This is a genomic window from Nocardia sp. NPDC004711, assembly GCF_053601595.1.
Window position 1 is genome coordinate 24370 of sequence record NZ_JBSGCB010000062.1, and the last position, 22818, is coordinate 47187.

17 protein-coding genes and 2 pseudogenes are annotated in these 22818 nt (G+C 70.3%); 3 read left to right on the plus strand and 16 right to left on the minus strand.

Annotated elements, in window-relative coordinates:
* Positions 1-22: 22 nt before the first annotated feature.
* The 10 genes from ACWEKS_RS40635 to ACWEKS_RS40680 all read right to left on the minus strand — a co-directional run bounded on the left by ACWEKS_RS40635 (position 23) and on the right by ACWEKS_RS40680 (position 18281).
* Positions 23-1411, minus strand: coding sequence for an acetyl-CoA carboxylase biotin carboxylase subunit (locus ACWEKS_RS40635; RefSeq protein WP_452345044.1), 1389 nt, complete (start codon positions 1409-1411; stop codon positions 23-25).
* On the minus strand, positions 1408-1974 hold the full coding sequence (locus ACWEKS_RS40640) for an acetyl-CoA carboxylase biotin carboxyl carrier protein (RefSeq protein ID WP_452345045.1): 567 nt from the start codon (positions 1972-1974) through the stop codon (positions 1408-1410). Before ACWEKS_RS40640 ends, ACWEKS_RS40635 begins: the two co-directional genes overlap by 4 nt.
* Positions 1971-3650, minus strand: a complete 1680-nt coding sequence (gene accD, locus ACWEKS_RS40645; RefSeq protein WP_452345046.1) for an acetyl-CoA carboxylase, carboxyltransferase subunit beta — start codon at positions 3648-3650, stop codon at positions 1971-1973. The genes ACWEKS_RS40640 and accD overlap by 4 nt, the downstream gene beginning before the upstream one ends.
* Complete coding sequence (locus ACWEKS_RS40650; protein ID WP_452345047.1) at positions 3647-5212, minus strand: PfaD family polyunsaturated fatty acid/polyketide biosynthesis protein; 1566 nt, start codon at positions 5210-5212, stop codon at positions 3647-3649. The genes accD and ACWEKS_RS40650 overlap by 4 nt, the downstream gene beginning before the upstream one ends.
* Positions 5209-7245 (minus strand): beta-ketoacyl synthase, encoded by a 2037-nt coding sequence (locus ACWEKS_RS40655; RefSeq protein WP_452345048.1) that lies wholly within the window; start codon positions 7243-7245, stop codon positions 5209-5211. The genes ACWEKS_RS40650 and ACWEKS_RS40655 overlap by 4 nt, the downstream gene beginning before the upstream one ends.
* A complete protein-coding gene (locus ACWEKS_RS40660; protein ID WP_452345049.1) occupies positions 7242-13634 on the minus strand; it encodes a beta-ketoacyl synthase N-terminal-like domain-containing protein in 6393 nt (2130 codons plus the stop codon). The genes ACWEKS_RS40655 and ACWEKS_RS40660 overlap by 4 nt, the downstream gene beginning before the upstream one ends.
* 40 nt (positions 13635-13674) lie before the next feature.
* Positions 13675-14274 (minus strand): SGNH/GDSL hydrolase family protein, encoded by a 600-nt coding sequence (locus ACWEKS_RS40665; RefSeq protein WP_452345050.1) that lies wholly within the window; start codon positions 14272-14274, stop codon positions 13675-13677.
* Positions 14271-15521 carry an NAD(P)/FAD-dependent oxidoreductase gene (locus ACWEKS_RS40670; protein ID WP_452345051.1) on the minus strand — a complete coding sequence of 417 codons (1251 nt, stop codon included), beginning with the start codon at positions 15519-15521 and terminating at the stop codon, positions 14271-14273. Before ACWEKS_RS40670 ends, ACWEKS_RS40665 begins: the two co-directional genes overlap by 4 nt.
* 7 nt (positions 15522-15528) lie before the next feature.
* The gene (locus ACWEKS_RS40675) at positions 15529-17262 is read right to left on the minus strand and encodes an AMP-dependent synthetase/ligase (RefSeq protein ID WP_452345052.1); all 1734 of its coding nucleotides are present in this window, start codon (positions 17260-17262) and stop codon (positions 15529-15531) included.
* 74 nt (positions 17263-17336) lie between these two features.
* Positions 17337-18281 (minus strand): LysR family transcriptional regulator, encoded by a 945-nt coding sequence (locus ACWEKS_RS40680; RefSeq protein WP_452345053.1) that lies wholly within the window; start codon positions 18279-18281, stop codon positions 17337-17339.
* A 323-nt stretch (positions 18282-18604) separates the two neighbouring features.
* Here ACWEKS_RS40680 and ACWEKS_RS40685 point away from each other — a divergent pair.
* A pseudogene (locus tag ACWEKS_RS40685) lies at positions 18605-18841 on the plus strand (hypothetical protein); the annotation flags it as partial.
* A gap of 79 nt (positions 18842-18920) precedes the next feature.
* Positions 18921-19193, plus strand: coding sequence for a hypothetical protein (locus tag ACWEKS_RS40690; RefSeq protein ID WP_452345054.1), 273 nt, complete (start codon positions 18921-18923; stop codon positions 19191-19193).
* Between the two features lie 139 nt (positions 19194-19332).
* Here ACWEKS_RS40690 and ACWEKS_RS40695 read toward each other — a convergent pair whose 3' ends face one another.
* The 3 genes and pseudogenes from ACWEKS_RS40695 to ACWEKS_RS40705 all read right to left on the minus strand — a co-directional run.
* The gene (locus ACWEKS_RS40695; protein WP_452345055.1) at positions 19333-19638 is read right to left on the minus strand and encodes a hypothetical protein; all 306 of its coding nucleotides are present in this window, start codon (positions 19636-19638) and stop codon (positions 19333-19335) included.
* A gap of 307 nt (positions 19639-19945) precedes the next feature.
* Positions 19946-20239: a hypothetical protein gene (locus tag ACWEKS_RS40700; RefSeq protein ID WP_452345056.1), complete on the minus strand. Its 294-nt coding sequence runs from the start codon at positions 20237-20239 to the stop codon at positions 19946-19948.
* A gap of 439 nt (positions 20240-20678) precedes the next feature.
* Positions 20679-20912: pseudogene (locus ACWEKS_RS40705) on the minus strand (phage portal protein family protein); the annotation flags it as partial.
* Between the two features lie 404 nt (positions 20913-21316).
* Between ACWEKS_RS40705 and ACWEKS_RS40710 the strand changes: the two are divergent.
* Entirely contained in the window at positions 21317-21499 is a 183-nt protein-coding gene (locus ACWEKS_RS40710) for a hypothetical protein (protein WP_452345057.1), read from the plus strand.
* A gap of 3 nt (positions 21500-21502) precedes the next feature.
* Here ACWEKS_RS40710 and ACWEKS_RS40715 read toward each other — a convergent pair whose 3' ends face one another.
* The 3 genes from ACWEKS_RS40715 to ACWEKS_RS40725 form a co-directional block, all read right to left on the minus strand.
* Entirely contained in the window at positions 21503-21721 is a 219-nt protein-coding gene (locus tag ACWEKS_RS40715; protein ID WP_452345058.1) for a hypothetical protein, read from the minus strand.
* A 279-nt stretch (positions 21722-22000) separates the two neighbouring features.
* Complete coding sequence (locus ACWEKS_RS40720; RefSeq protein ID WP_452345059.1) at positions 22001-22405, minus strand: DUF732 domain-containing protein; 405 nt, start codon at positions 22403-22405, stop codon at positions 22001-22003.
* Positions 22406-22585: 180 nt separating this feature from the next.
* Positions 22586-22804, minus strand: a complete 219-nt coding sequence (locus ACWEKS_RS40725; RefSeq protein ID WP_452345060.1) for a hypothetical protein — start codon at positions 22802-22804, stop codon at positions 22586-22588.
* Positions 22805-22818 lie beyond the last annotated feature (14 nt).

The window sequence follows — 22818 nt, forward strand, 5'->3', positions numbered from 1 at the left end:
CGTTGCAGGCGGCCGCCTTCCATCATGCCCGCGCCCTCACCGCGCCGGTGAGTGAACCGATCAAGGCTGTGTCGTGGGCGGCGGCCCGGAAGCGGGGATGATCGAGCACATCGTGCAGGAACTCCGCCGTGGTGGCGACACCGGCGCCGCGAATCCGGGTCTCCGCGAGCGCGCGCCGCATGCGGTCGATGGCCGCGGCCCGGTCCGGAGCCCACACCACAACTTTCGCCAGCAGCGAATCATAGTGCGGCGGAATGGAATAGCCCTGCGAGATGTGGCTGTCGACCCGGACGAACTGGCCGCCCGGCAGCACGCATTCGGTCAGAGTGCCCGGGGCCGGGGCGAATTCCCGGTCCGGATCCTCGGCATTGACGCGGCACTCGATGGCCACGCCGCGCGGATTCCCGCCGGACTCGACGGTCAGCCGCTGTCCCGCCGCGATCTGCAACTGCTCGGCCACCAGGTCGATGCCGGTGATCATCTCGGTGACCGGATGTTCCACCTGCAGACGGCAGTTCACCTCCATGAAGTAGAACTGCCCATCGCCGTCGAGCAGGAACTCCACCGTGCCCGCCCCGACGTATCCGGCCGCCGCCGCGCCGCGCACGGCCGCCGCGCCGATCCGCTCGGCCAGCTCGTCCGACAGTCCGGGAGCGGGCGCCTCCTCCACCAGCTTCTGGTGCCGACGCTGCAGCGAGCAGTCGCGCAGGCCCAAATGCACCACCCGGCCGTGCGTGTCGGCCAGAATCTGGGCCTCCACGTGGCGGGCCGGTTCGAGGTAGCGCTCCACGTAGAGGCGGCCGTCGCCGAAGACGGCGGTCGCGTTGGCGCGGGTCTGCTGCCAGGCGGCCGCGAAGTCGCCCGGATCGCGGACCACCCGCATGCCGCGGCCGCCGCCACCGGCCACCGCCTTGAGGATCACCGGGTAGCCGATGTCACCGGCCAGGTCCCGGGCCTCGTCGACGGTGTCGACCGGGTCGCGGCTACCGGGCAACAGCGGCAGGCCCGCGTCGGCCATCAGGGCGCGAGCGGTGGACTTGTCGCCCAGCCGGGCCATCACCGCGGCCGGGGCGCCGACGAACACCAGGCCCTCGGCCTCGCAGACCTCGGCGAAATCGGGGTTTTCCGACAGGAATCCGTAGCCCGGGTGGATGCCATCGGCGCCGGTGGCGCGGGCGGCCTCGATGATCGCCGGCACGTACAGGTAGCTGCGCTTGGCCGGGCCGGGACCGATCTGCACCGACTCGTCGGCCATACGCACCACGAGCGAGTCCCGGTCGGCGGCCGAATGCACTGCCACGGTGGCGATTCCGAGCTCGGCGCAAGTGCGGATGATCCGCACCGCGATCTCGCCCCGATTGGCCACCAGCAGCTTGCGGATGGGCCGCGTCACCCCGGCGACCGGGCTCACCGCAGCACCTCGAAGACGATCAGCGGCTGGCCGTGCTCCACGGATTCGCCGTCCTCGACCAGGAATTCGGCCACCACGCCCTCGCGATCCGCGGTCACCGGGATCATCAGCTTCATGGCCTCGACGATCGCCACCTGCTGACCGGCGCGCACCGGGTCGCCCTCGGCGACGAAGGGCGCGGCACCGGGCTCGGGCGACCGGTAGAAGACGCCGACGGTCTCAGCGTCCAGGGTGAATGTCACTGTCTGCGAACCGTTTTCCGGCTGCGCAGCGGTCACGCCGGCCTCCGGCGCAGCGGCGGCCACCGCGGGCTGGACGGGCCCGGCGGGCTGGGCCACCACCGCATCGTCGGTGCGGCCGCCGTCCCAGCTCACGTGCAGGACCACGGGCCCGTTGGCCACCATCACCGTGGTCGGAGCGGGCACGATGCCCGCTCGCACGGCCAGGGTGTGCCGGGCCAGGACCGCCAGGCTGTGGTCGGCCTCGGCGGCGCTCACCGCGCCCGCGCCGGACGCGGACGAGGTGCTGTCGGGACGGACGAGGATGCTGCCGTTGTCGGTCATCGGTTCTCCTGCAAAGCGTTTCGGGCGACGCCGAAGGCTCGGAAGCGTGCGTGCCGGTGGGCGCGCAGGTCGGACGCGGACCAGGCCCGCAGTTCGTGCACCGCCTGCCGCACCGCGCGGCGCAGCAGCGCGGTGGCGGCGGCCGGTTGCCGATCCGCACCACCCTCGGGTTCGGGGATGACGGCGTCGGCGATGCCGAGTTCGAGCAGGGCGGCGGCGTCCACCCGCAGCGCCTGCGCGGCACGGGGCGCGGCGGCGGCATCCTGCCAGAGGATCGACGCGCACCCCTCGGGGCTGATCACCGAGTAGACGGCGTTCTCGCACACCAGGACCCGGTCGGCGACCGCCAGCGCCAGCGCTCCCCCGCTGCCGCCCTCACCGGTGATCACCGCGACCACCGGAACCGGCAGGCCGGCAAGCAGCTTCAGGTTCTCGGCGATGGCCACCGCCTGCCCCTGCTCCTCGGCGGTGATGCCCGGGTAGGCGCCGGCGGTATCGATGAGGGTGACGACCGGCAGGCCGAGCTTGGCCGCCAGCCGCAGCACGCGCGCGGCCTTGCGGTAGCCCGGCGGCGTCGGCATGCCGAAGTTGTGCGCGGCCAGTTCGGCTGCGGTATGGCCCTTCTGAGTGCCGATCACCGCAACAGGCACCCCGTCGAGGCGGGCGAGTCCGGCCACCATGGCCGGGCAGTCGGCGGCGAGGCGGTCACCGTGCAGCTCGACGAACTCCTCGAAGGCCCCGGCGATGTGGTCGAAGGTGGTGGGCCGGCCGAGGCGCCTGGCCGCCCGCACCCGCTCCCAGGGGTCGGCGGGTGCCAGCGCGACCGGATCGGTGAACACCGCCTCGGCGTCGTTGACGTATGGTCGCGCCGGGCGCACGGTCATGCCCACCAGCCGGATCAGTCGCTCGCGCAGCGCCGACCGGTGGCAGATCATGTCGACGACGCCGTGCTCGAGCAGGAATTCCGCGGTCTGGAACCCGGCGGGCAGCGTCTGGCCGATGGTCTGGCGGATGACGCGGGGACCCGCGAACCCCAGGCGCGCACCGGGTTCGGCGATGATCACGTCGGTGGAGGTGGCATACGAGGCCGCGACGCCGCCGTAGGTGGGATCGGTGATGACCGAGACGGTCAGCACACCGGTGTCGTCGAGGCGGCGCAGCGCGTCGCTGGTCTTGGCCATCTGCATGAGGGCGACGATGCCCTCCTGCATCCGCGCCCCGCCCGAGGCGGTGACCAGGATCAGCGGACGGCGTTCGGTCCGTGCGACTTCCGCGGCCGTGGTCACCGCCTCGCCGACCGCGCTGCCGAGGCTGCCGCCCAGGAACCGGAAGTCCATGGCGGCCATCACGACCGCCACCCCGCCGAGCGTGCCGCGCACGCATGCCACGGCCTCGTCGAGCCCGGTCCGGCGGCGGGCGTCGGCCAGCCGGTCCGGGTAGGGGCGGGAGTCGGTGAATACCAGCGGATCCGGCACGGTCGCCGCGTAGGCGAGGGGCTCGGCGCTGTCCTGATCCAGCAGCAGCTCGATCCGCTGCGGGGCGGTGAGCATGCCGTGGCACTCGCATTCCGGGCACACCCGGTTGCCGCGTTCGTAGCGTTTGACGTAGATCATGGCCGCGCACCCGGGGCACACCATCCAGGTGGTGGCGGCCGAGGTGCCGGTGTCGAGTGTCATCGATCCTCCATCGGACGAGGCAGGTACCGGGCGACCGCAGCCGGAAGCCGCACCCCGGCGGTGCGCAACTGCGCGACGCGAGTCAGGTAGGCCGCCCCGGTCATGAGCTTATCGGCGATATCGGCCACCACGCGGTTGGCGGGCGCGGCCAGATAGCTGCCCGCCGCCCAGGTGTTGAACCCGCCCATGGCCGGGCCGCACCAGATCTGGTAGTCCGCCACCCGCTCGGCGTCACCACGAATGCTCCAGCCCGAGGACAGGCCGAGGTACCAGCGGAAGATCAACGCCATCCGCGCCTTCGGATCACGTTCGGCCGAAACCAGCTGCGCGGGATCGCGTTCGGTGAAGAAGGCCACGCAGTCCTGCCACACCGTCTGCAGCGGACGGCGGAACAGGGTGGCCTCGAGGTCGGCGCGGACCTCGGCCGGGATGGCGTCGATGCCGTCGTAGGCGCGGTACAGGTCGTAGAGGCGCTGCGCGCGGGTGGCGAACATGGTGCCGCGCCGCAACACCTGCACCTGCACGCCGAGTTCGAACATGTCCGAGGACGGCGCCATCACGCAGTCCGCGAACTGCGCGGTGGCCAGCAGCCGCTTGGTGGCCTCGCACTGATGCGCCTCGCGTGCGGCCTGATTCACCGAACCGGTGACGATGTAGGCCGCGCCCATGGCGAAGGCGGTCGCGGCGGCGTCGGGGGTGCCGATGCCGCCGGCCGCGCCGATGCGGACCGTCGCGGCGGCCGGCACGGTGACCGCGACGCGGTCGCGCGCGGCGATGAGCTCGGGCAGCAGCACCACCAGCGGGCGGCGGTCGGTGTGACCGCCGGAATCGGCTTCCGCGGTGATGTCGTCGGCCATCGGCACCCGGGTGACCAGATCACCCTGGGCGGCGGTGATGCGGCCGCTCTCGACCAACTGCGTCACCAGTCGCTGCGGTGCGGGTCGCAGGAACAGCTCGGCCACCTCGACACGCGACACCTTGGCGATGATCCGGTGCCCGATCTCGATGCCCCCCTGCGGATTCACCGCGAGCCCGGCCGCCCGATAGCGCACCACCTCGGCGGTGAGGTCCATGAACGCCGAGGCCTCCACGCAGCGCACGTCGTGGCGCAGGCAGGCATCGACGATGGCACGTTCCAGGGCGGGCTCGGACGGGCTGTGGATCAGGTTGACGGCGTAGGGCTTTCCGCGCAGCCGGGTGGACAGCTCGGCCAGGGCGGTCTCCACCCCGGCCGGCGGCACCCCGGCCGCGCCGTAGCTGGCCAGGTAGCCTGCCTCGGCCATGGCGATCACCATTTCGGGCGAGGCGATGCCGTTGGCCATGGCCCCGGCCGCGTAGGCGGCCCGGACCCCGTGCGCGGCACGGAAGGCGCTGTCACCCAGGCGTTCCGGGGGCAGCGGCCCCACCGCCGCGAGAATCCGGCCGCGGGCGGCCAGTCCCTCGTCGGCGGTGGCGGCGACCCGGCCGTCGTGCCGGATGATCCAGCACGGGCGGTCCAGGTCGCCGAGCAGTGCGGCGATCTCCTCGGCGGTGTCGGCGGCCGGATTCTGGAGGGTGGTCACGACAGCGCCTTTCGGTCGGCGAGTTCGATGGCCAGGTCGATCAGCTCGTAGATGCGCAGGCCCGGCTTCCACAGCGAGCCGTCCACCACCACGGTCGCGCCGTGCGGCCCGCGGTGCACCGACTTGATGTGCGCCTCGAGTTCGACGGTGCCGTCGGTGGGCAGGAACTGGCCGCGGTAGCGCCAGCTGAAGGCGATGTCGCGGGGAATCCGGAACATCGGATCGGCCAGGCCGTCGGCGAATCCGGCGTCGAGCATCCACTCCTGCACGGCGTGGATCACCGACTCGACACCCAGCGAACCCGGGATCACCGGGTCCAGGTGGAAGTGCCGGGCGAAGAACCAGTCCTGCGGATCGATGGTGCGCAGCGAACGCAGGTAGCCCGCACCGTAGTTGCCGCCCTCGTCGACCACCTCGACCCGGTCGATGAGCGCCAGCTTGCGACGCGAGCAGGCCGGCGACGCGGGATCGGCGCGGCGCGCGGCCACGTCGATGACACGCGGGGCGGTCTCGGGATGCTCCGACAGCCAGCTCGGCACGTACCGTCCGGCATCGAGACCGGTCTGGTTGCCCAGCGCCTGATCGCTGAAGTAACCGAACATGGTCTCGCCGCGATAGAACGGCTCACCGTCGACGCTGAGGGTGTAGTCGAAGGTCTGCAGCGAGGAGCCTGGCAGGATGGTGGTCGACAGCAGCCGCGAGGACTGCTGAATCGTCTGGCCACGCAAATCGATCTGCCGCAGCACGGTCGCGGTGCCGCCCAGGTTGCGCAGGCTCAGGGTGGTACCCGGCTGGGTCAGCGTCGGCCCCGTATAGTAGCCCATGAGCAGCGCCGCCTGCAGCGAGGTCTCCATGTAGACGAAGTGCGGCATGGAGTCGTTGGCGGTGTCTCCGTAGTACCAGGAATCGGCTGGCGAATCGTATTCGGTGTCGTACGAAGCGGATTCGAGATTGCCGCGTTCACCGTCGAAACGCACCACCCGATCCACCAGCAGCAGGCCGCCGGTGGGCAGGCGGGTCGCCCGCACCCCGGTGTACTCGGCGAATTCCGGCCCCAGGGCGATGGCCTGGTCGCCGCGCGCCAGGTGCGCCATGTGGAACTCGTTGAGCAGCACCCGCGGCACCGCCTGGCCCGGGCCGACTTCTGCGCCGAGCCGCTCGGCCACCATCACGGTGACGCCCAGCGACGCGCAGCCGTCGAGGGTGGCGGTCGCCTGCAGGAACGGGCGGGGCACCAGATCGAGCCGGTCCACCACCAGATCCACGATGCCGCTGCCGAATCCGGCCTCGGTCTCCCCGACGCCGCCGGTGAGCGTGCTGCCCGACAGGCACAGCGGCATCCCGGTGTACACGGCGAACACCTCCGCCGCCTGCAGAGCGGCGGCCCGCGGATCACCGTCGAACCGCGCCACCACGCGACCGTTGCCGGTGCCGCCGTACACCTCGATCGACTCGACCTCGGTGAGGGTGAGCGGCGTGGTGGCCGCCAGCCGGGCGGTCACCACGACCCCGGTGCGCTGATGCGTGCGGCCGAACACCGCGCTCATCTCACCGGCGGCCAGCCGTTCGAGCGCGGCCCGGTCCAGCCGCGACACCGCGGTGCGGGCCAGGGGCTTGAAGCCGCCCTCGGGGGCGAGGAACACCGGAGTGCTCGCCGCGACCGGAACCTGCTGCGCGCCGGCCGGAACCGCCACAGCCGCCGAGACAGCGTGGACGGCGTCCTGGTCGCCCACTGCCGCCGCGCGGGCCCGCCGCCACACTTCCCGCTGCAGCGCCGTCTGCGCGGTCAGCGCCGCGCGGTGCGCCTCGATGACGCCGGCCCGGATGGCGGCGATCGCGTCCGCCGCGACCGGATGCACCGGCCCGGCATCGGACTGCGGCGCGTGCACCGGGGCGAGCGCCGAGCTCGCCTGCGCCGCAACCAGTGTCACCTGCTCCGGCACGGCGGGCGCCGCCGCAGTGGGCGCCGCCACGGCCTGCGGCCGGGTGCCCGACGGATCGAAGGCGATGCCGTCGAAGTCGAGAACTGTCATGCCGTCCACCCCCTCACCGAGGTCTGGAACTTCTCCGTCAGATCCGGTGTCGTGAGCACGGCGACATCCGAGAACCGTTGCAGCACCGTGCCGTCGAGGGCCAGTGCGGTCGAGTCGATCAGGGCTTCCATCCGGCTCGCCCGGGGATTGTCGACGACCACCAGGAAGGGCTCGCCCGCCGGCAGCGCTCGGTGGTAGTCGATCCGGCCGACGCCCAGCGGCAGGCAGGCCGCACCGAGCAACCGGTGTCCCAGCACCAGCGGGGACTGCAGGATCAGATCGGCCTGGACCGGATCGTGCAGGCGGCTCGCGAAGCTGCCGTGCGCCACCGGATCCGCGCTCAACGCGCATTCCAGGACGATGGCCTCCTCGCTCGCCGAGCGCACCGCGCGCAGCCCCTGCAGGGCGGGCGCGTGGAACTGGATGCCGTCGCGGTAGACGTAGCTCGCGTCGCTGCCGGGACCGGCCGGAACCTGCTGCCGGGCAGCGGCTTCGGGCTCCCCGCCGAGCAGCAGGACGGCCCGGAACCGGGCGGCACCGTCACCGAAGACGGTGGCCCGCACCGCCATCCGGCCCTCCACCGGATCGGCGGGCTCGAGTTCCACCTCGATACCCGGGATCGGGTGATCGAACACCAGGCCCTTGAGCACCTGGAAGCCGCGCACCCCCACCACGATCCGGCCCGGCCCGGTGCGTTCGGCGAGGTTCACCATGGCGCCCAGCCCGAAGGTGGCCGGCAGCACGATGTGCTCACCGATGCGGTGCGCCTCGATCACCGGCTCCGTCACCAGCTCCACGATCCCGCGTCGGGCCCGCACCCGTGCCGGCTCCACGCTCGCCGCCGACAGGGCGGTGGCGGAACCGATGAGCAGCACCGGTTCGCGACGGCGGGCGGCGGAGAACTGCGCGGTGAACGCGGCGGCGCCGGCGGCCGGGGCCAGCAGCGGTACGCCCCGGGACCGGAAGTGTTCCCGCAGTGCGGGAGTCACCATGCCGCCGTCCCAGGCACCCCAGTCCAGGGCAGTGACCCGGCGGTCCGGATCCTGGGCGCCCCAGCTGACCGCGAACCGGCCCAGCGCCTCGTTGGCCGCCGCGTAGTCGGCCTGCCCGGTGTTGCCGAACAGTCCGGCCACCGAGGTGAACAGCACCAGGTGGCGCGGGTCGCCTGCGGCGTCGAGGACGGCGGCCAGCCCGGCCAGCTTGGGTCCGAGCACCCGGCCGATGGATTCGGCCGTCTTGTCCGGGATCAGCGAGTCGGCCAGCACGCCCGCACCGTGCACGACACCAGTGATGACGCCGGGACGGGCGCGGTCGGAGCCGTCGGGATCCGCGGCGCGCCAAGGGGCGAGCGCGGCCTCGAGCGCCTCGGTGTCGGTCGCGTCCACCGCCAGATAGGTTGCCCGGTCACCGAGTTCTGCCAGGGTGGACCGGATTTCGCGCACCGCCTGGATCTGACCGCAGGCGCGGTCGATGTCGCGCGGCTTGACACCCGCTCCCGCCAGGGCACGTACCGCGGCCGGCTTGAGGTCGGCGTCGGCGACACCGGCCGCCCACTCCGGGTCCTCGGCCAGCTCGGTGCGGCCCAGCAGCACGAAGCGGCAGGCGCTGGTGCGGGCCAGTTCGAGCACGCACGTCGCGGTGACGCCGCGCGCACCGCCGGTCACCACCAGGGTGTCCGCCTCGGTCAGCAGGGAGGGACCGAAATCGGTTCCGGCACGGACGATCTCGACGGTCCGGGCGGCACCGTGCCGGCTCGGCACCGGGGTGCGGCGCACGCCGGCGGCATCCACGCCGACCTCGGTGGTGTCGACCGCGGCATCGCAGAGCTCCTCGAGCACGACCTCGGCCAGCCGGTGCGGCAGTATCCGCGGGTCGATGTCCAGGGCCCGGCAGAACAGCGCGGGCTGTTCCGCGGCCAGGGTTTTCACCAGACCGCCCAGGCCACCCAGCAGGGCCGCCACCGGCTCCGCGTCACCGCGGAAGCCGAGGTGGCCGTCGAGCCGGGTGATGGTCGCGAACCCGGCCCGGCCGGTCGCCGCCCGCAACCGGGGCAGCACCTGACCGGCCACCAGAATGGCGTCGGTCAGAATGGCCTGTGCCCGTACCCATTCGGTCGCCACACCGGCGACCACGACGCAGGCGTCGACCGGACCGGTGCCGGTGACCGCGTCGGGGCCGGACACCCGGCGCACCGACCAGCTGCGGGCCCGCAGCAGTTCCTCGATGGCCTCACAGTCGGTTTCGGCCGACTCGTCCAGGCACACCAGCACGGCGTGCCCGGCCGGGCGGTAGGGATCCACGGCCGGATCCACCGCCGCCAGCTCGACGAGTTCGACGACGTGCCGCGGCGTTTCGGCCGCGGCCTCAGCTTTTGGGTGGACATCACCCCCGGCCAGCTCGCCCACGATCTGGTCGAGTGTGCGCAGCGTGCCGAGTTGTTCCGGGCCGAGCACCGGCAGCTCCGGGAAGCGTTCCTGCAGAGCGCCGATCACCTGGACCCGCTTGATCGAATCCACCCCCAGATCCGCCTCCAGATCCATGGTGGTGTCGACCATCTCGACCGGGTAACCGGTTTTGTCGGCGACCACTTCGCGCAGCGCCTGGCGCAGCGCGTCGGCGGAGATGCCGTCAGCGGAGGACGCGACCTCCGCGGCCGGAGTGGTATCGGCAGCCGGGGCGACGGGGGCGGGCGCGGCGGTCTCACCGGCGACCAGCTCGTCCACGACCTGGTCGAGTGTGCGCAGCGTGCCGAGTTGTTCCGGGCCGAGCACCGGCAGCTCCGGGAAGCGTTCCTGCAGAGCGCCGATCACCTGGACCCGCTTGATCGAATCCACCCCCAGATCCGCCTCCAGATCCATGGTGGTGTCGACCATCTCGACCGGATAGCCGGTTTTGTCGGCAACCACCTCACGTAGCGCCTGACGCACCGCGTCCGCGGACAGCGCCGCGGCGGCCTGCTCGACCGGAGCCGCCTGCTGCACCGGAACACTGACGGGTGCAACCGGTTCCGGCTGTGCCGGGGCGACCGGAGCGGCCACCGGGGCCACCGCGACCGGAGCCGCCAGGACGGGCGCGGGCGCCGCCAGGGCGGCCGGAGAGGTCGGCGTCAGCGCAGGGGTGCTCGCGGCGGATTCGGCGTAGACCGGGATCGACTGGGCGCGGGTCACTCCGGACCCGCCCTCCAGCTCGGCCAGCCGCGTCACCACATCACCGGCGCGGGAATGGCTTTCGCTGATGGCGACGCCGTGGTCCTTGACCGCCTCGATGGCGCGGACCAGCAGTTCGTCGACCTGGCCGTGGTACAGCGCGCCCGCCAGATCGCGGGCCAGCTCGAGCTGGCCGTCGAGGTAGTGGCGGTGGGTGTGCAGGTGCTGCACGAGCGCGCTGTCCAGCGCGCCCGGCGTGGGAATGCGGTACTGCGGTTCCGCGGTCACGGGGTTCTCCAGGGTACTGGGGGCATGGGTGCCGTTGGCGTGGTGACCGTTGCCGGTCGGGGCGGCCGCGGCCGGAGCCACAGGGGCCGCCAGGGCGACGGGAGCGGGGGCCGGAGCGGCGGCGGCCGGGGCCGCGACCGAGAGCTGGTAGCTGTCCGACAGTGCGGCCGCGTAGGCCTTGCGCCGGGCCTCGGGCACATACTCGGGCGCCGAGATGCTCACCGCCATAGCGGGTTTGGCGGCCGCGGCGGCGGGCTCGGCGGCGCCGTGGCGGTTGATGCCGCGCAGGTCGAAGCCGAGCACGGCCAGGCGCACCGCAGCCCGCTTGAGCGCCAGGTCGCCGTTGCCGATCGGACCGGAATCCGTGGCGATGGCGATGATCTCGTCGCCGAAGGTGCGCCGCGCCAATGAGGTCAGCACCTGCTTGGGACCGAATTCGACGAACACCGTGCAGCCGTCGGCCCGCATGGCGGTGAGCGCGTCGTAGAACTCGACCGGATTGCTCAGCTGCGCGGTCAGCGTGGCCCGGTTGGCCTCGAGGTCCGCACCGTAGGACGCGCCGCGGGTGTCGGCGTAGACGGTGGCGTCGGGCGTCCCGATCTCCACCTCGGCCACCGCCGCGCCGAACGCCTCCACCGCGTGCCCCACGTACGGGGTGTGGAACGCGCCGGATACCGGCAGCGCCCTGGTGATCCAGCCCTTCGCGGTGAACAGCGCTGTGGCCGCGGCGACCGCGTCGGTGCCGCCGCCCACCACCACCTGATCGGGGGCGTTGTGGTTGCAGATCCACACGTCCTCGACCTCGGCGATGACCTGCTCGACCTCCTCGCGGGCGGCGCCGACGGCCACCATGGTGCCCGCCTCGACGCCCTCGGGGACCGTCATGGCCGCGCCGCGTGCCCGCGCCAGGGTGAAGAAGTCCTCGGTGCCGACCGCACCGGACGCCCACAGCGCGGTGAGCTCACCGAAGCTGTGCCCCAGGTAGCCGTCGGCCCGGAAACCGAACTCGGCGAGCACCTGGAACTGACCGGCCGACAGCGCGCCGATGGCCGGCTGCGCGAATTCCGTACGGCGCAGCACATCGTCCTGCTCGGCCCGGGTCTCGTCGTCGAAGGCCGGCGGCGGGAAGACCACCGCGCCCAACCGCACCGGCGCCTGCGCGAAGGCAGCGTTGGCGGCGTCGAACGCCGCGCCCACCAGCGGGTTGTTCAGTGCCGCATCGGCGCCCATGTCGACGTACTGGCTGCCCTGCCCGGCGAACAGCGCGCCCACCTTGCGGTCGGCCAGCGCGACGGCGCGGAAGTACACGCCCTCGGGGTGATCCCACTGCGGCGCTTTGGGATTGCGCACCAACTCGTCGACCACCAGCACCCGCAGATCCGCGGCCGCGTCGTCGTCGAGGGAGACGAAGCCGACGCGCGCGTGCTGCTCGGGAATGTCGCCGCCGTCGCTGCCCTCGCTCCCGCGCACCGCGTCGATCAGGCCCGCCACGTCCGGCGCGTGCCACAGGTGCGCGCGCGGCGTGCGATGCAGCAGCGGGGTGCGCTCGCCGTCGGCTTCCTCGAGCACCAGGTGGAAATTGGTGCCGCCGAAGCCCATGGCCGAGGCCGCGGCCCGGCGCACGGGACGCTGCGGGTCCAGGATCCACGGGCGGGTGCGCGAGTTCACGTAGAACGGCGCGGTGCCGGAAGCGATCTCGGCATTGGGTGCGTCGACATTGATCGTGCCCGGCAGCACCTTCTGGTGCAGCGCCAGCGCCAGCTTCATGACGCTGGCGGTGCCCGCCGCGCCCTTGGTGTGCCCGATCTGGGACTTCACGCTGCCCAGCGCCGCGAACCGGGTCTCCGGAGTCGCCTCGGACAGCAGCCCTTTGAGCGCGGTCAGCTCGGTCTTGTCACCGACCGCGGTGCCGGTGGCGTGCGCCTCGATGAGCTCGACGTCGGCCGGCGAGCAGTCGGCGTCGGCGTAGGCGCGGTCCAGCGCCACCCGCTGGCCCGCGGCCACCGGCGCGTAGATGCTCTTGGCCCGCCCGTCGCTGGACGAACCCAGGCCGCGGATCACCGCGTAGATGCGGTTCCCGTCACGACGGGCGTCCTCGAGCCGGCGCAGCGCCAGCATCGAAATGCCCTCGCCCAGCAGCGTTCCGTCGGCGCCGGCACCGAACGGGCTGATCCGCCCGCCGTGCGAGAGCGCGCCGACCTTGCTGAAGCACATGTAGATGAAGATGGTGTTCTCGGTGTCCACGCCACCGGTGATCATCAGATCAGCACGGCCGTCGCGCAATTCCGCGATCGCGGTACGGATCGCCGCGAGCGAGGCCGCGCAGGCCGCGTCGACGGTGCAGTTCATGCCGCCCAGCCCGAGCCGGTTGGCGACCCGGCCCGCGACCACGTTGGCGAGCAGGCCCGGGAACGAATTCTCTTCCCACGGAGCGAAAGCCGCGACGAAGCGGTCCGCGATGGCGTCGGCGTCACCGTCGGACAGGCCCACCGAACGGGCGGCCTGCTTCAGCACCGGCGTCGAGAGCCGGGCCGCGAGGGGATGCATGAGCGGGACCGGGCCGGTGGTGCCCAGCACCACGCCGGTGCGCGCCGGGTCGTACCACGACGACCCGGTCGCGCCCGCGTCGGCCAGCAGATCGCGCGCCACTCCGAGGCTGAGCGTCTGCATGGTGCTCGTCACCTCGAGCTGGTTGGGCGGCAGCCCGAACTCGAGCGGATCGAAGTCGACATCGGGCAGGAACGCCCCACGTCGCGAGTAGGTCTTGTCGGGCGTCGCCGGGTCGGCGTCGTAGTAGTCGTCCAGGCTCCATCGCGAGGCCGGCACATCCTCGGTGCAGTCCACACCGTCGACAATGTTCTGCCAGTACTCTCGATGGTTACGCGCCTTGGGCAGCAGGCCCGACATCCCGACAATGGCAATCGGGTCGCGCGCCAGGCGTCTGTCATCCGTCACGGAAAATCCTCTCGAACCATAGTGTGGTGAGCCGTGTCGCTCAGGCGGCGACGATGGTGGCGGTGGTGGACGCGATGAGTTCGGCCGCGGCGGCGGCGAACAGGCGATGACCGGACGGGCTCGGATGCAGCCCGTCCTCGGTCCAGGTGCCGGCCAGCTCCCATTCGGGGCGGGCCGACAGATCCAGCAGCAGGACGCCGTGGGCGGCCGTGACCCGGGCCATGACCGCGTTGGCGAAGGCGAACCGCTCGCGCAGCAGGCCCCGGAAGTTCTCCGGAACCGGCAGGCGCGCGGGGATATCGGGGTAGTCGGCGGTGAAAACCGTGGCGCCCGTGCCACACAGCGTGCTGAACAGGGCATTCAGGTTGTCCTCGAACGCGTCCGGATCGAAGGCGCTCACCAGATCGTTCACCCCGGCGACCACGCCGTACAGCTCGGTGCGCCCGGCCTGCGGCAGCTGCTGCCGCAGGACGTCACCGGTGGTCGCGCCGTGCACGCCCAGATTGCGGATCGCGCCGGGACGCAACCCGAGCTGGCCGCCCAGCCGCGTCACCCAGCCGCGGTACCCGCCGGCCGCGGCCGGGTCGCCGCGACCTTCGGTGAAGCTGTCGCCCAGGGCGATCAGACCCGGGGTGCTCATAACGACGCCTCGGCCTTGGAGACGTGGCGCGCCGCCTCCGGGAAGCCGACCAGCTCGTACAGCTCGGCCAGTTCCTGCTCACCGAAGAACTTCTCCGGCGGGTAGAGCCCGGCGATCAGGCCGAAGAACTTCTTGGAGTAGTCCGGGCTCATACTGGTCGCCCGGAACACCGAGTCGTAGTACGGGGTCAGGGTCAGCTCCGAGATGCTCAGGGTCAGCTCGTAGGTGCTGGCGCTCTGGGCGTCGCGCTCGCGCTGGTACTCGGGCAGGGTCTGCTCGAAAGGCCGTGCGCCCGACAGGCTCTCATCGGCCAGGTCGGCCAGCAGCTGGGCGTACTTGAAGGAGTCGGTAATGCCCCAGCCGGTGAACGGGTCCTTGTGGTAGCCGGCGTCGCCGACCAGCGCCCAGCCCGGGCCGAAGGACTGACGGCGGTAGTTGTCGGGGTACAGCATGGGCCGGAACGGCTCCACGCGCTTGCCCGTATCCCGCAGGCGCGCACCGAGTTCCGGGTCGATCTGGTCCACGATCTCCTGCACGCCGGCATCGGGGTCGGCGCGGAACTCGCGGAACCGGTCCCGCTTGCGCATGACCGCGACCAGGTACAGCTCGTCGTTGGTCGGCCAGGCCGCGAACTGCTGCTCACCGAAACCGGTGCGGTGGTTCATGCCCCAGTCCAGGCCCTCGTAGTAGGAGTAGTAGACGAAGCACGCGGCCGCGGAACCCTCGTAGACCTGCGCGCCCACCTGCTTGGCCACGATCGAGTTGGCGCCGTCCGCGCCGACCACCAAGCGCGCCCGGAACTCCTGCTCCGGCCCGTCGCCCGCCCGACCGCGGATACCGGCCACCCGGTCGCCGTCGCGCAGCAGGCCGGTGACGGTGAAGCCCTCGATCAGCTCGGCGCCCGCCTCACCGGCGGCGTCGACCAGGATCTTGTCCAGCACGGTGCGGCGCGGGCAGTACACGGCGTCGATGCCGTCGGCCGACGGATCGGCCATGCCGCGGATGTCGATGTCGGTGTAGGTGAAGTTCAGGTGCCGCACCGGCGGGCAGCCGGTGGCCACCACCCGGTCGAGCAGACCCCAGGTCTGGAGCAGGCTCAGCCCGGCCTGGTGGATGTAGTGCGTGGAGGGGGTGTCGCTGGGGAATTGCGCGCGGTCCACCGCGAGTACCCGATAACCCTTGCGCGCCAGCAGCATGGCCAGCGGGGAACCCGACACCCGGGTACCGACAACGATGACGTCGTGCATGCTCAATTCACTTTCGCTTCGTCGAGTAGAGGAGATCGATATCGGCCGAATAGGTTTCCGCGATGGCCGCGCGGCGCAATTTCAGTGACGAGGTCAACAATCCGTTGGCAACGGTGAAATCGCCTGCCACAATCCGGAACTCGCGAATTGATTCCGGGCGGGACACGAGAGAATTCGCGTCGTCCACGGCGACCTGAACGGCGGTCGCCGGATCCTGGTCGGGGTGCTCGAGCCGCCAGGTCTGCGCACGCTCGGCGTCCAGGGTCACCAGCGCGGCGACGAAGGCCCGCCCCTCCCCCACCACCATGCAATTGCTGACCAGCGGATGCAGCCGCACCCGATCCTCGAGCGGGGCGGGCGCGACATTCTTGCCGCCGGAGGTCACCAGGATCTCCTTCTTGCGGCCCGTGATGCGCAGATACCCGTCCTCGAGGACGCCGATGTCCCCGGTGTGCAACCAGCCCTCATCGTCCACCGCACGCTGCTCACCGGCGGCGCCCCAGTAGCCGGGCGACACATGCGGGCCGCTGACCAGTACCTCACCGTCGGTCGCGATCCCCACGGAGGTCCCGGGAATCGGCTTGCCGACGGTGCCGAGCCGGTTGGTCGCCGGGGCGCTGACCGTCACCGCGGTGGCCGCCTCGGTCAGGCCGTAGCAGTTCAGGATGACGGTGCCGAAGCCCGCGTAGAACCCGGCGGTCGAATCGTCCAGGGACGCACCGCCGCAGATCACATACCGCAACCTGCCGCCCAGCGCGGCGGCCACCAGATCCTCCGAGGCCACCGGCACGTCGCCGTTCTGCAACCGGAGCAGGCCCGTGACCACGGCTTCCTGCTCGGCATCCGGGGTCAGCAGCGAGCGGCAGTGCTTGCGAATCTTCTCCAGCGCGTAGGGAATCAGCGACAGGAACGTGGGCCGCAGCCGCGCCAGCGCCGCCACCAGCTCCGGAATGCCCGGCAGCAGATGGGTTCTGGCGCCGCCGAACAGGCAGGCGAACAGCATGGTCTGCCCGAACACGTGCGACAGCGGCAGCGCCAGCGCGGTGACCCCGTCGAAGAGCTCACCGGTCTGGCGAACCGTGTTGGCCGACGACACGTACATGTTGCGGTGGGTGATCATGCAGCCCTTGGACACTCCGGTGGTGCCGCTGGTGTAGACGATCATGGCGAGGTCGTCGGCCCGCACCGGCGCGACGTACTCCTCCAGGTCGGCCCGCACCGGCCCCCGCGCCCAGGTGGAGATGTCCTCGAAGGTCCAGACCTCGCCGGCGCACGCGGCACGGAGCCGCTCCGCGTCGTCCGCGGTCTCCGCCGCGGAATACGCACTGCCGCTGTCGGTCAGGATGTGCTCGATCTGGGCGGGTGAGGAGGTCGGATACACCGGCACCACCACGGCGCCGATCGCCAGCACCGCGCAATCCAGCAGTGCCCAGGCCAGGCCGGTCCGGCCCAGCACCGCCACCCGATCCCCGGCGGCCACCCGCCGGTCGAGCAGCGCGGAGGCCACCGCGCGCACCTGCCGGTCCAGTTCGGCGCAGGTCAGGGGCGTGCCCTCACCGTCGGCGAGGGTTTCCCGATCGGGATGCCGGGCTGCGGCCGTGGCGACCATCTCGTACAGGCCGGCCGTAACGGCCGGTTCGACACCGTTTCCGGTATCGGATCGGGCGGCGACCCGCGTCGCGGGGGCACCGGATGCGGCGTTCGTGACAGGCGTGGTCTTCGTGACAGGCGCAGTGTTCACGAAACGAATTCTGGTGGGCGGCAATCATTCTCGACGCCGCCCGACCGGCTTTCCTAACGCGCGAAAGTCATTGCCTATCGAATCGCCGCCACGGAAACCGGGCGGGGATCATCGAGTGGTGCCGGTTCTGCGGATTCCACGGAATCGAGAAATGCCTCCACCGCCGGATTCGTTTCCTCAGCCCGCCACACCGCGTACAAATCCAGAGTGGGCACGGGATCCAATAATTTGACCGCCACCGAATTGCTGCCCGGCGCACCCATTCCCATGGAGATCGCGCGCGGCAGCGAGGCGAACCCGACCAGCGGCCGCACCGACACCATGTGCGCCGTCGCACCCGGATCGTCGGCGTGATGGACCACATCGAGCGAGATCCGGCTCTGGGCGGCGCACCGGAAGATGATGTCGTACATGGCCGGACACTGCTCGCGGGTGAACAGCACACAGCCCTGTCCCTGCAGTTCCGAGAACGGCACCCCCGGCCGGTCGGCCCAGCGATGCCGCCGGCCCACGACCGCGACCAGCGGTACCCGGTGCAACAGCCGCCGGTAGCGGAACTCCACCGTGCTGGGGTGGCCGTACACCAGGGCGATGTCGAGGGATCCGTCCGACAGCGCGGCCAGCTGCGGTCCCGTGCGCTTCTCCCACAGCGAGACCACGATGTCGGGATAGCGCTCAGTCATGCGCAGCAAGGTCTCCGGCAGCACATACCGGCTGGCCGGCAGGTTGTATCCGATATTGACGGTGCCCGCACGGCCTTCGGCAGTGGCCTTGGCCGCCCGCGCGGCCCGGTCCATCTGGGCGACTATCTGACGGGCCTGCAACTCGAACTCGCGCCCAGCGGCGGTCAACCGGACCTCGTGCGAACTGCGGGCGACCAATTGGACTCCGAGCGACTTCTCCAATTTCTGGAGCTGAGCGCTCAAACTTGGCTGGGTGAGATGAAGGCGCTGCGCTGCGCGGCCGAAGTGCAACTCCTCGGCAATCATGATGAACGAAACCAGATGTCGGAATTCCATGACGCGGCTCCTCCCGAGCACTCGCCACGATAGACCCGGCAGGTAACCGGTGATGAATCGCACCCGCACAACCACCGCCGGTACGGTTACCTGCCAGTGAATCCGCGATGTGATTCTGCTCTCCCTGGAACAATCACGCGACCTCGGTCGTCGCCATCCTGGCAGGGGTCGCGGAAAATCACGACGACAACGGCAGGTCCGTTGTGCCACCATGCTTTTCACCGATGATCAGCCGATCGTCACGGTCGTGACCAGCAGGAGAGGAGGCCCGCCTCACCGAGCGAGAGGCGGTCGCGCACCAGGCGCTCGATCTCGAAAAGTTCTTCCCATCGGGTGAATTCGACCTCGAATACCAGTGGGTCCGATTCGTCCGGCGCCGCGTCCGATTCGTCCGGCGGCCCGGCGGCGATCAAGCGCACTCGTCCAACTTCGCGCCCGGCGCACCGAGCCCGCGCGAAGTGCTGCGCGAGTGCGCCGCCTGGCGTGCGCTCATCGGCTCGACGACCCGACGGATCACGCAGGGTTGGGGACATCACGACACCGACCATCTGATCGAGGCCGACCTCGCCCCGATCGCCGCTATCTGGGCAGAGCACGAGGACTACCGGCCCGAGTGGGCCGCACTGGGGGATCGGAAGCGTGAGCGAACCATGGGATTGGAGCAAACCCGCGCGCACCTACGAGGTACAGCCGGACGGGCGCGCGATGCTGCCTGTGATCCTGACCCGCGGCGACCAGGCCAAAGCCGTCACGCCTCGGCACACCGGCCGCGAGCCGATGGACCTCGACACGGCCGAGATCACCCGCAACAGCGATATACCGCCCTCGGAGGTGGCCGGCCGCGAGTTCACCACGACCGGCGACCGGACCAGCCTGCACGACTTCCGGCTCGTCAACGATCCGAGGGTTTGACGGCCGGTCGACGCCGGCTCGGGCGCGTGATCTTGTACGGTGCACCCGTCAACCAAAACTGGTGCACCCAGCGAGGGCGATTACCCCCGAACGAGCCCCGGACCGACGCACGCGGTCCGGGGCTCAATTGGTGCTCGCTTCAGTTGTCGAAGGCTGTCGGCCGCTCGGCCGGCCGTTGCGCCCAGTCGGCGTTGATCCATTTGATGCGATCAGCGGAGTTGAGCAGATCTGCGACGACGCCGGTGGTGACGATTGTCTCCCATCGGGCACGCACCCGCCCCACGTGCACGGTCCGCATCTCGAAATCCGGGTGTGCCGAGAAGTCGCAGAACACGACCGGGGCCCCGCCGCGCGCGAGATGCCAGGCGCTGGCGCGGTCCCTGACGGTGGCCCATCCGCGCGCCCACATCGCCTGTTCGAGACATTCCCACGCGGTCTGTGGCATGTGGCGTCCGCGCAGATACACCGTGGCAGGGCTGGGTTGGTGAGTGCGCCGCCCTCGGGGTCGCGGCCAAGGATGGCGTAGACGCGTTGGCGGTTGTTCACACCGAGCGCTGGCGACGGCTTTGATCTCCATGCCGCCCGGGACATCGGCTCGCACGATCTCCTCGAACGCGGCCTCAGCCGCGTCGGCGGTGGCTTTCGCTGCTGCGATCCGGCGCGCCGCAGCTGAGTCCATGTCTGTCATCGCGGCCTCACTGCCCGCGCTGCGGAGCGGCTTTGGCCTCGAGCTGCTCGGCCGTCGCACGCAGTTACTCGATCGATTCGCGGCGGTGGACGCGAAGGTAACCCTCGGGGTTGGAGACCAGAAGGCGGCGATAGGCAGCGACAAGGCGGTCGAACAGCTGCTCGCGCTCTGTCAAGATCGCTCCGAGTCGGGCGGCTGCTTCGGGACTGGCCTCGGCCATCTTGCGGCGGCCCGGACCCGGGTCGAGCTGCGAGACTTCGGGCATCTCGAGGATTGTGGCCAGGGCGGCAGTGTTGACGCCAGCAGCCTTGGCGCGAGCGGCAAGCTGGTCGGCGGTGTCGGGGCCAATTGTGTTCATGCGATAGTGCTGCGGGTGCGCGAGGCTGGCACCGCGACGAGGCCGCGCGGTACTCCGGCCTCACCCCCAAAGGACACGCCATGCCCGAAACCCTGTCCGCCGCCGCCCACGCCATAGACTGGGACCGCGTCGCCCGCGCCACCATCAACGTTGTCGGTGCCATTTTCTGACCGTGACCTACGAAACCCGTACCTCCGCAACCAGACTCGTGCCATGGCAACGCCGATTGCTCGCGCACATCCTCCGAGCTGACAAGGGCCCGGCCAATGCTGCTGAAGTACCCGATCCTCGTCTCGCCTCTCATGTGGTGGGCGGACATCCTCGCCGTACTCAGCTACGGTCCACGCTGAGCCCGACCCTGGCCGCCCTCGTCGACATACACCAGGGCCACCGCGGGCTCGTCGTCGCCGCGAATCGTGATGCGGTCGCCCGCCTACCCCTGTGTCGCGCCCTCGGCGGCGGTCGCGACCGGCACGCCGACGCCGTTGCGACGGGCGGCGACGGCCTCGATGCGCAGGAACTCGTCCTTCAGTAGCCAGTGCGTGTAGGACGGGCGCAGCAGCGACTTGCCGATCCATTTGCCCGGCTCCATCTTTCGCGAGTAGACCACCAGACGGCTTGTTGAAGTAATACCGGTCGCCCTGAATGTGGTTGCAGCGCGCCGTATATCCATGTCGCGATACATCTTCGCCGTGTCCTCGCGACCTGACCCCATGAGTTCGATCAGCTGGACCGAATCACGGGGTCCGGTCACTCGCACGTCTTCCGGCCGATGATCGTCGGCGTCTCACCATCATTCGCCGGCCCCACGCCCACATCCATGGCCACCACAGCGACGCCGGCCCAACAGGCCAGCCCGTACAAAATGCTTCGTACCCAGCGTCTTTTGTGTCGCGTGACTCTGATTGACGGTCCCCCGTGGCATCGCCACGCTGCGATATTTCCAGCTGCGAGTCTCGCGCCGATCCTTCTCGGTGCGGCGGTCTATGTCAGCTATCGGCTGGATAACTGGCACGAGCGGTCATAGCGCCGAAGCGAAACCGCCCCAGCCATTTACGCGGCTGAGGTGGTGAGGTCGTGCTTGTTACCATCACGTCATCCGGCAGGGCCACCGCGGTCGAGTCGGCCACGCTCACCACGAAGGCAGTCGGAACCGCCACCACCATCGAGAACAATCACAGCCGGCACTCCGGCGAAGGCGTGCCCGCGCGGCTGATCAAGGCCATACCGCGGCTGCCGGTCTGGACCGGGCCCGTCTGACCGCTACGGGTTGTCGACGCGCGACTGGAATTCCGGACAGATGTCCTTCACTGCATTGATCACGACCATGTCGGTCTCGTGCTGAGTGAGGTTGAAGGGACTGCGCGTCATCCCCACGGCGATCGTGATGACCGAATCGCTGGTCGTCCGCAGTTCCATGCAGGTCGCGAGCCCATCGGTTTTCAGCTGGTCGTCGGTGGCCTTCGAGCTACTGATTCCCACGGCACGGAGGGCATCGACGTGCGCCTGATCCGTGTCGGATCCCTTGGCCGCCCGGGCTGCAGGACAGGCCGACGAGGGCGCCGCGCTCTTGGTCGCGGAAGCCGCTGCGTCGGCGGACTTTGTCGGCCAATTTCTGATGGTGGCGCCACTCCATCACCACCTGGCAGCTCTACAGCACCGCGGCCATGCAGATGTTCGGCTGCCTCTCCGGACAAATCCACATCCGCGACTACATCACCGGCGGATACTGCCAGCGGCTCGTGGACGTGATCAACGACGTCACTTCAACTGCGCCTTGAACTCGGGGCAATAGGCGTCGACCGCCGCCGCGGCCTGGTCGATCCAGCTCAAGTCGTTCTCTGGGCCCCATTTGGTAATAACGTCACGCCAAGAAGTGCCGTCCTTGAGCAAGTTGCAGACGTATTGGCCCTTCTCGATCACAAGATCCTTCCGGGCCTGCGCATACGGGACCCCAGCCTTGTCGAGATCTGCGAAGTACCGGTTATCGACTGAAGTGGCCGCAGATGTCTGCGCCGCTGCTGGCGCAACCTTCGCGGTGGTCGTGATCTCGTAGGTCGAAGGCCCGGATGAATTCGATCCGCAGGCGGGCAGCAGCGCCACGGAGAGCAGAGTGACAGCGAGCACAGTGGCGGTGAGCAGAGCGGCAGTCTTCGCAGTCTTCATGGATTCCCCTCATGTGATGGCGGTGACGGTCGCCCAGGTCCACATCGATGTCCCGTCATGCTTCACGATCAACTCGGCGACACGCCAGCGCACGGCACGAACGGGCATAGCGCCAAAACGAAACCACCCCAGCTGTTTTCCTGGCTGGGGTGGTTTCGTCATTTGCGCGTCGCGTCGAGGTCACTCCCGCGCCGCGGCGTAGTCGGCGTAGCGGCGCGGAGAGTCGATCATCGCGCTGGCGGTGATCTCGTTCGCCGCCTGCGCCAACGCGACAATCGCAGGGTGTTCTGGCTGCCCGGCGATCGCGTCGAGTACTTCGCCGATGGACTGGATTCGGTCGCACAGCTCGCGCGCCGTGGCCGGGTCCAGCCTCGAGGGTGTCATCGGTCCGATGGGCATGAAGCCTCGTCCTT

Excerpts from the sequence above, each read along its gene's own strand:
- ACWEKS_RS40700 (WP_452345056.1), bottom strand. The coding sequence starts at position 20,239 with ATGAACACAATTGGCCCCGACACCGCCGACCAGCTTGCCGCTCGCGCC.
- accD (WP_452345046.1), bottom strand. The coding sequence starts at position 3,650 with ATGACACTCGACACCGGCACCTCGGCCGCCACCACCTGGATGGTGTGC.
- ACWEKS_RS40725 (WP_452345060.1), bottom strand. The coding sequence starts at position 22,804 with ATGCCCATCGGACCGATGACACCCTCGAGGCTGGACCCGGCCACGGCG.
- ACWEKS_RS40720 (WP_452345059.1), bottom strand. The coding sequence starts at position 22,405 with ATGAAGACTGCGAAGACTGCCGCTCTGCTCACCGCCACTGTGCTCGCT.
- ACWEKS_RS40695 (WP_452345055.1), bottom strand. The coding sequence starts at position 19,638 with ATGCCACAGACCGCGTGGGAATGTCTCGAACAGGCGATGTGGGCGCGC.
- ACWEKS_RS40640 (WP_452345045.1), bottom strand. The coding sequence starts at position 1,974 with ATGACCGACAACGGCAGCATCCTCGTCCGTCCCGACAGCACCTCGTCC.
- ACWEKS_RS40665 (WP_452345050.1), bottom strand. The coding sequence starts at position 14,274 with ATGAGCACCCCGGGTCTGATCGCCCTGGGCGACAGCTTCACCGAAGGT.
- ACWEKS_RS40680 (WP_452345053.1), bottom strand. The coding sequence starts at position 18,281 with ATGGAATTCCGACATCTGGTTTCGTTCATCATGATTGCCGAGGAGTTG.
- ACWEKS_RS40670 (WP_452345051.1), bottom strand. The coding sequence starts at position 15,521 with ATGCACGACGTCATCGTTGTCGGTACCCGGGTGTCGGGTTCCCCGCTG.
- ACWEKS_RS40655 (WP_452345048.1), bottom strand. The coding sequence starts at position 7,245 with ATGACAGTTCTCGACTTCGACGGCATCGCCTTCGATCCGTCGGGCACC.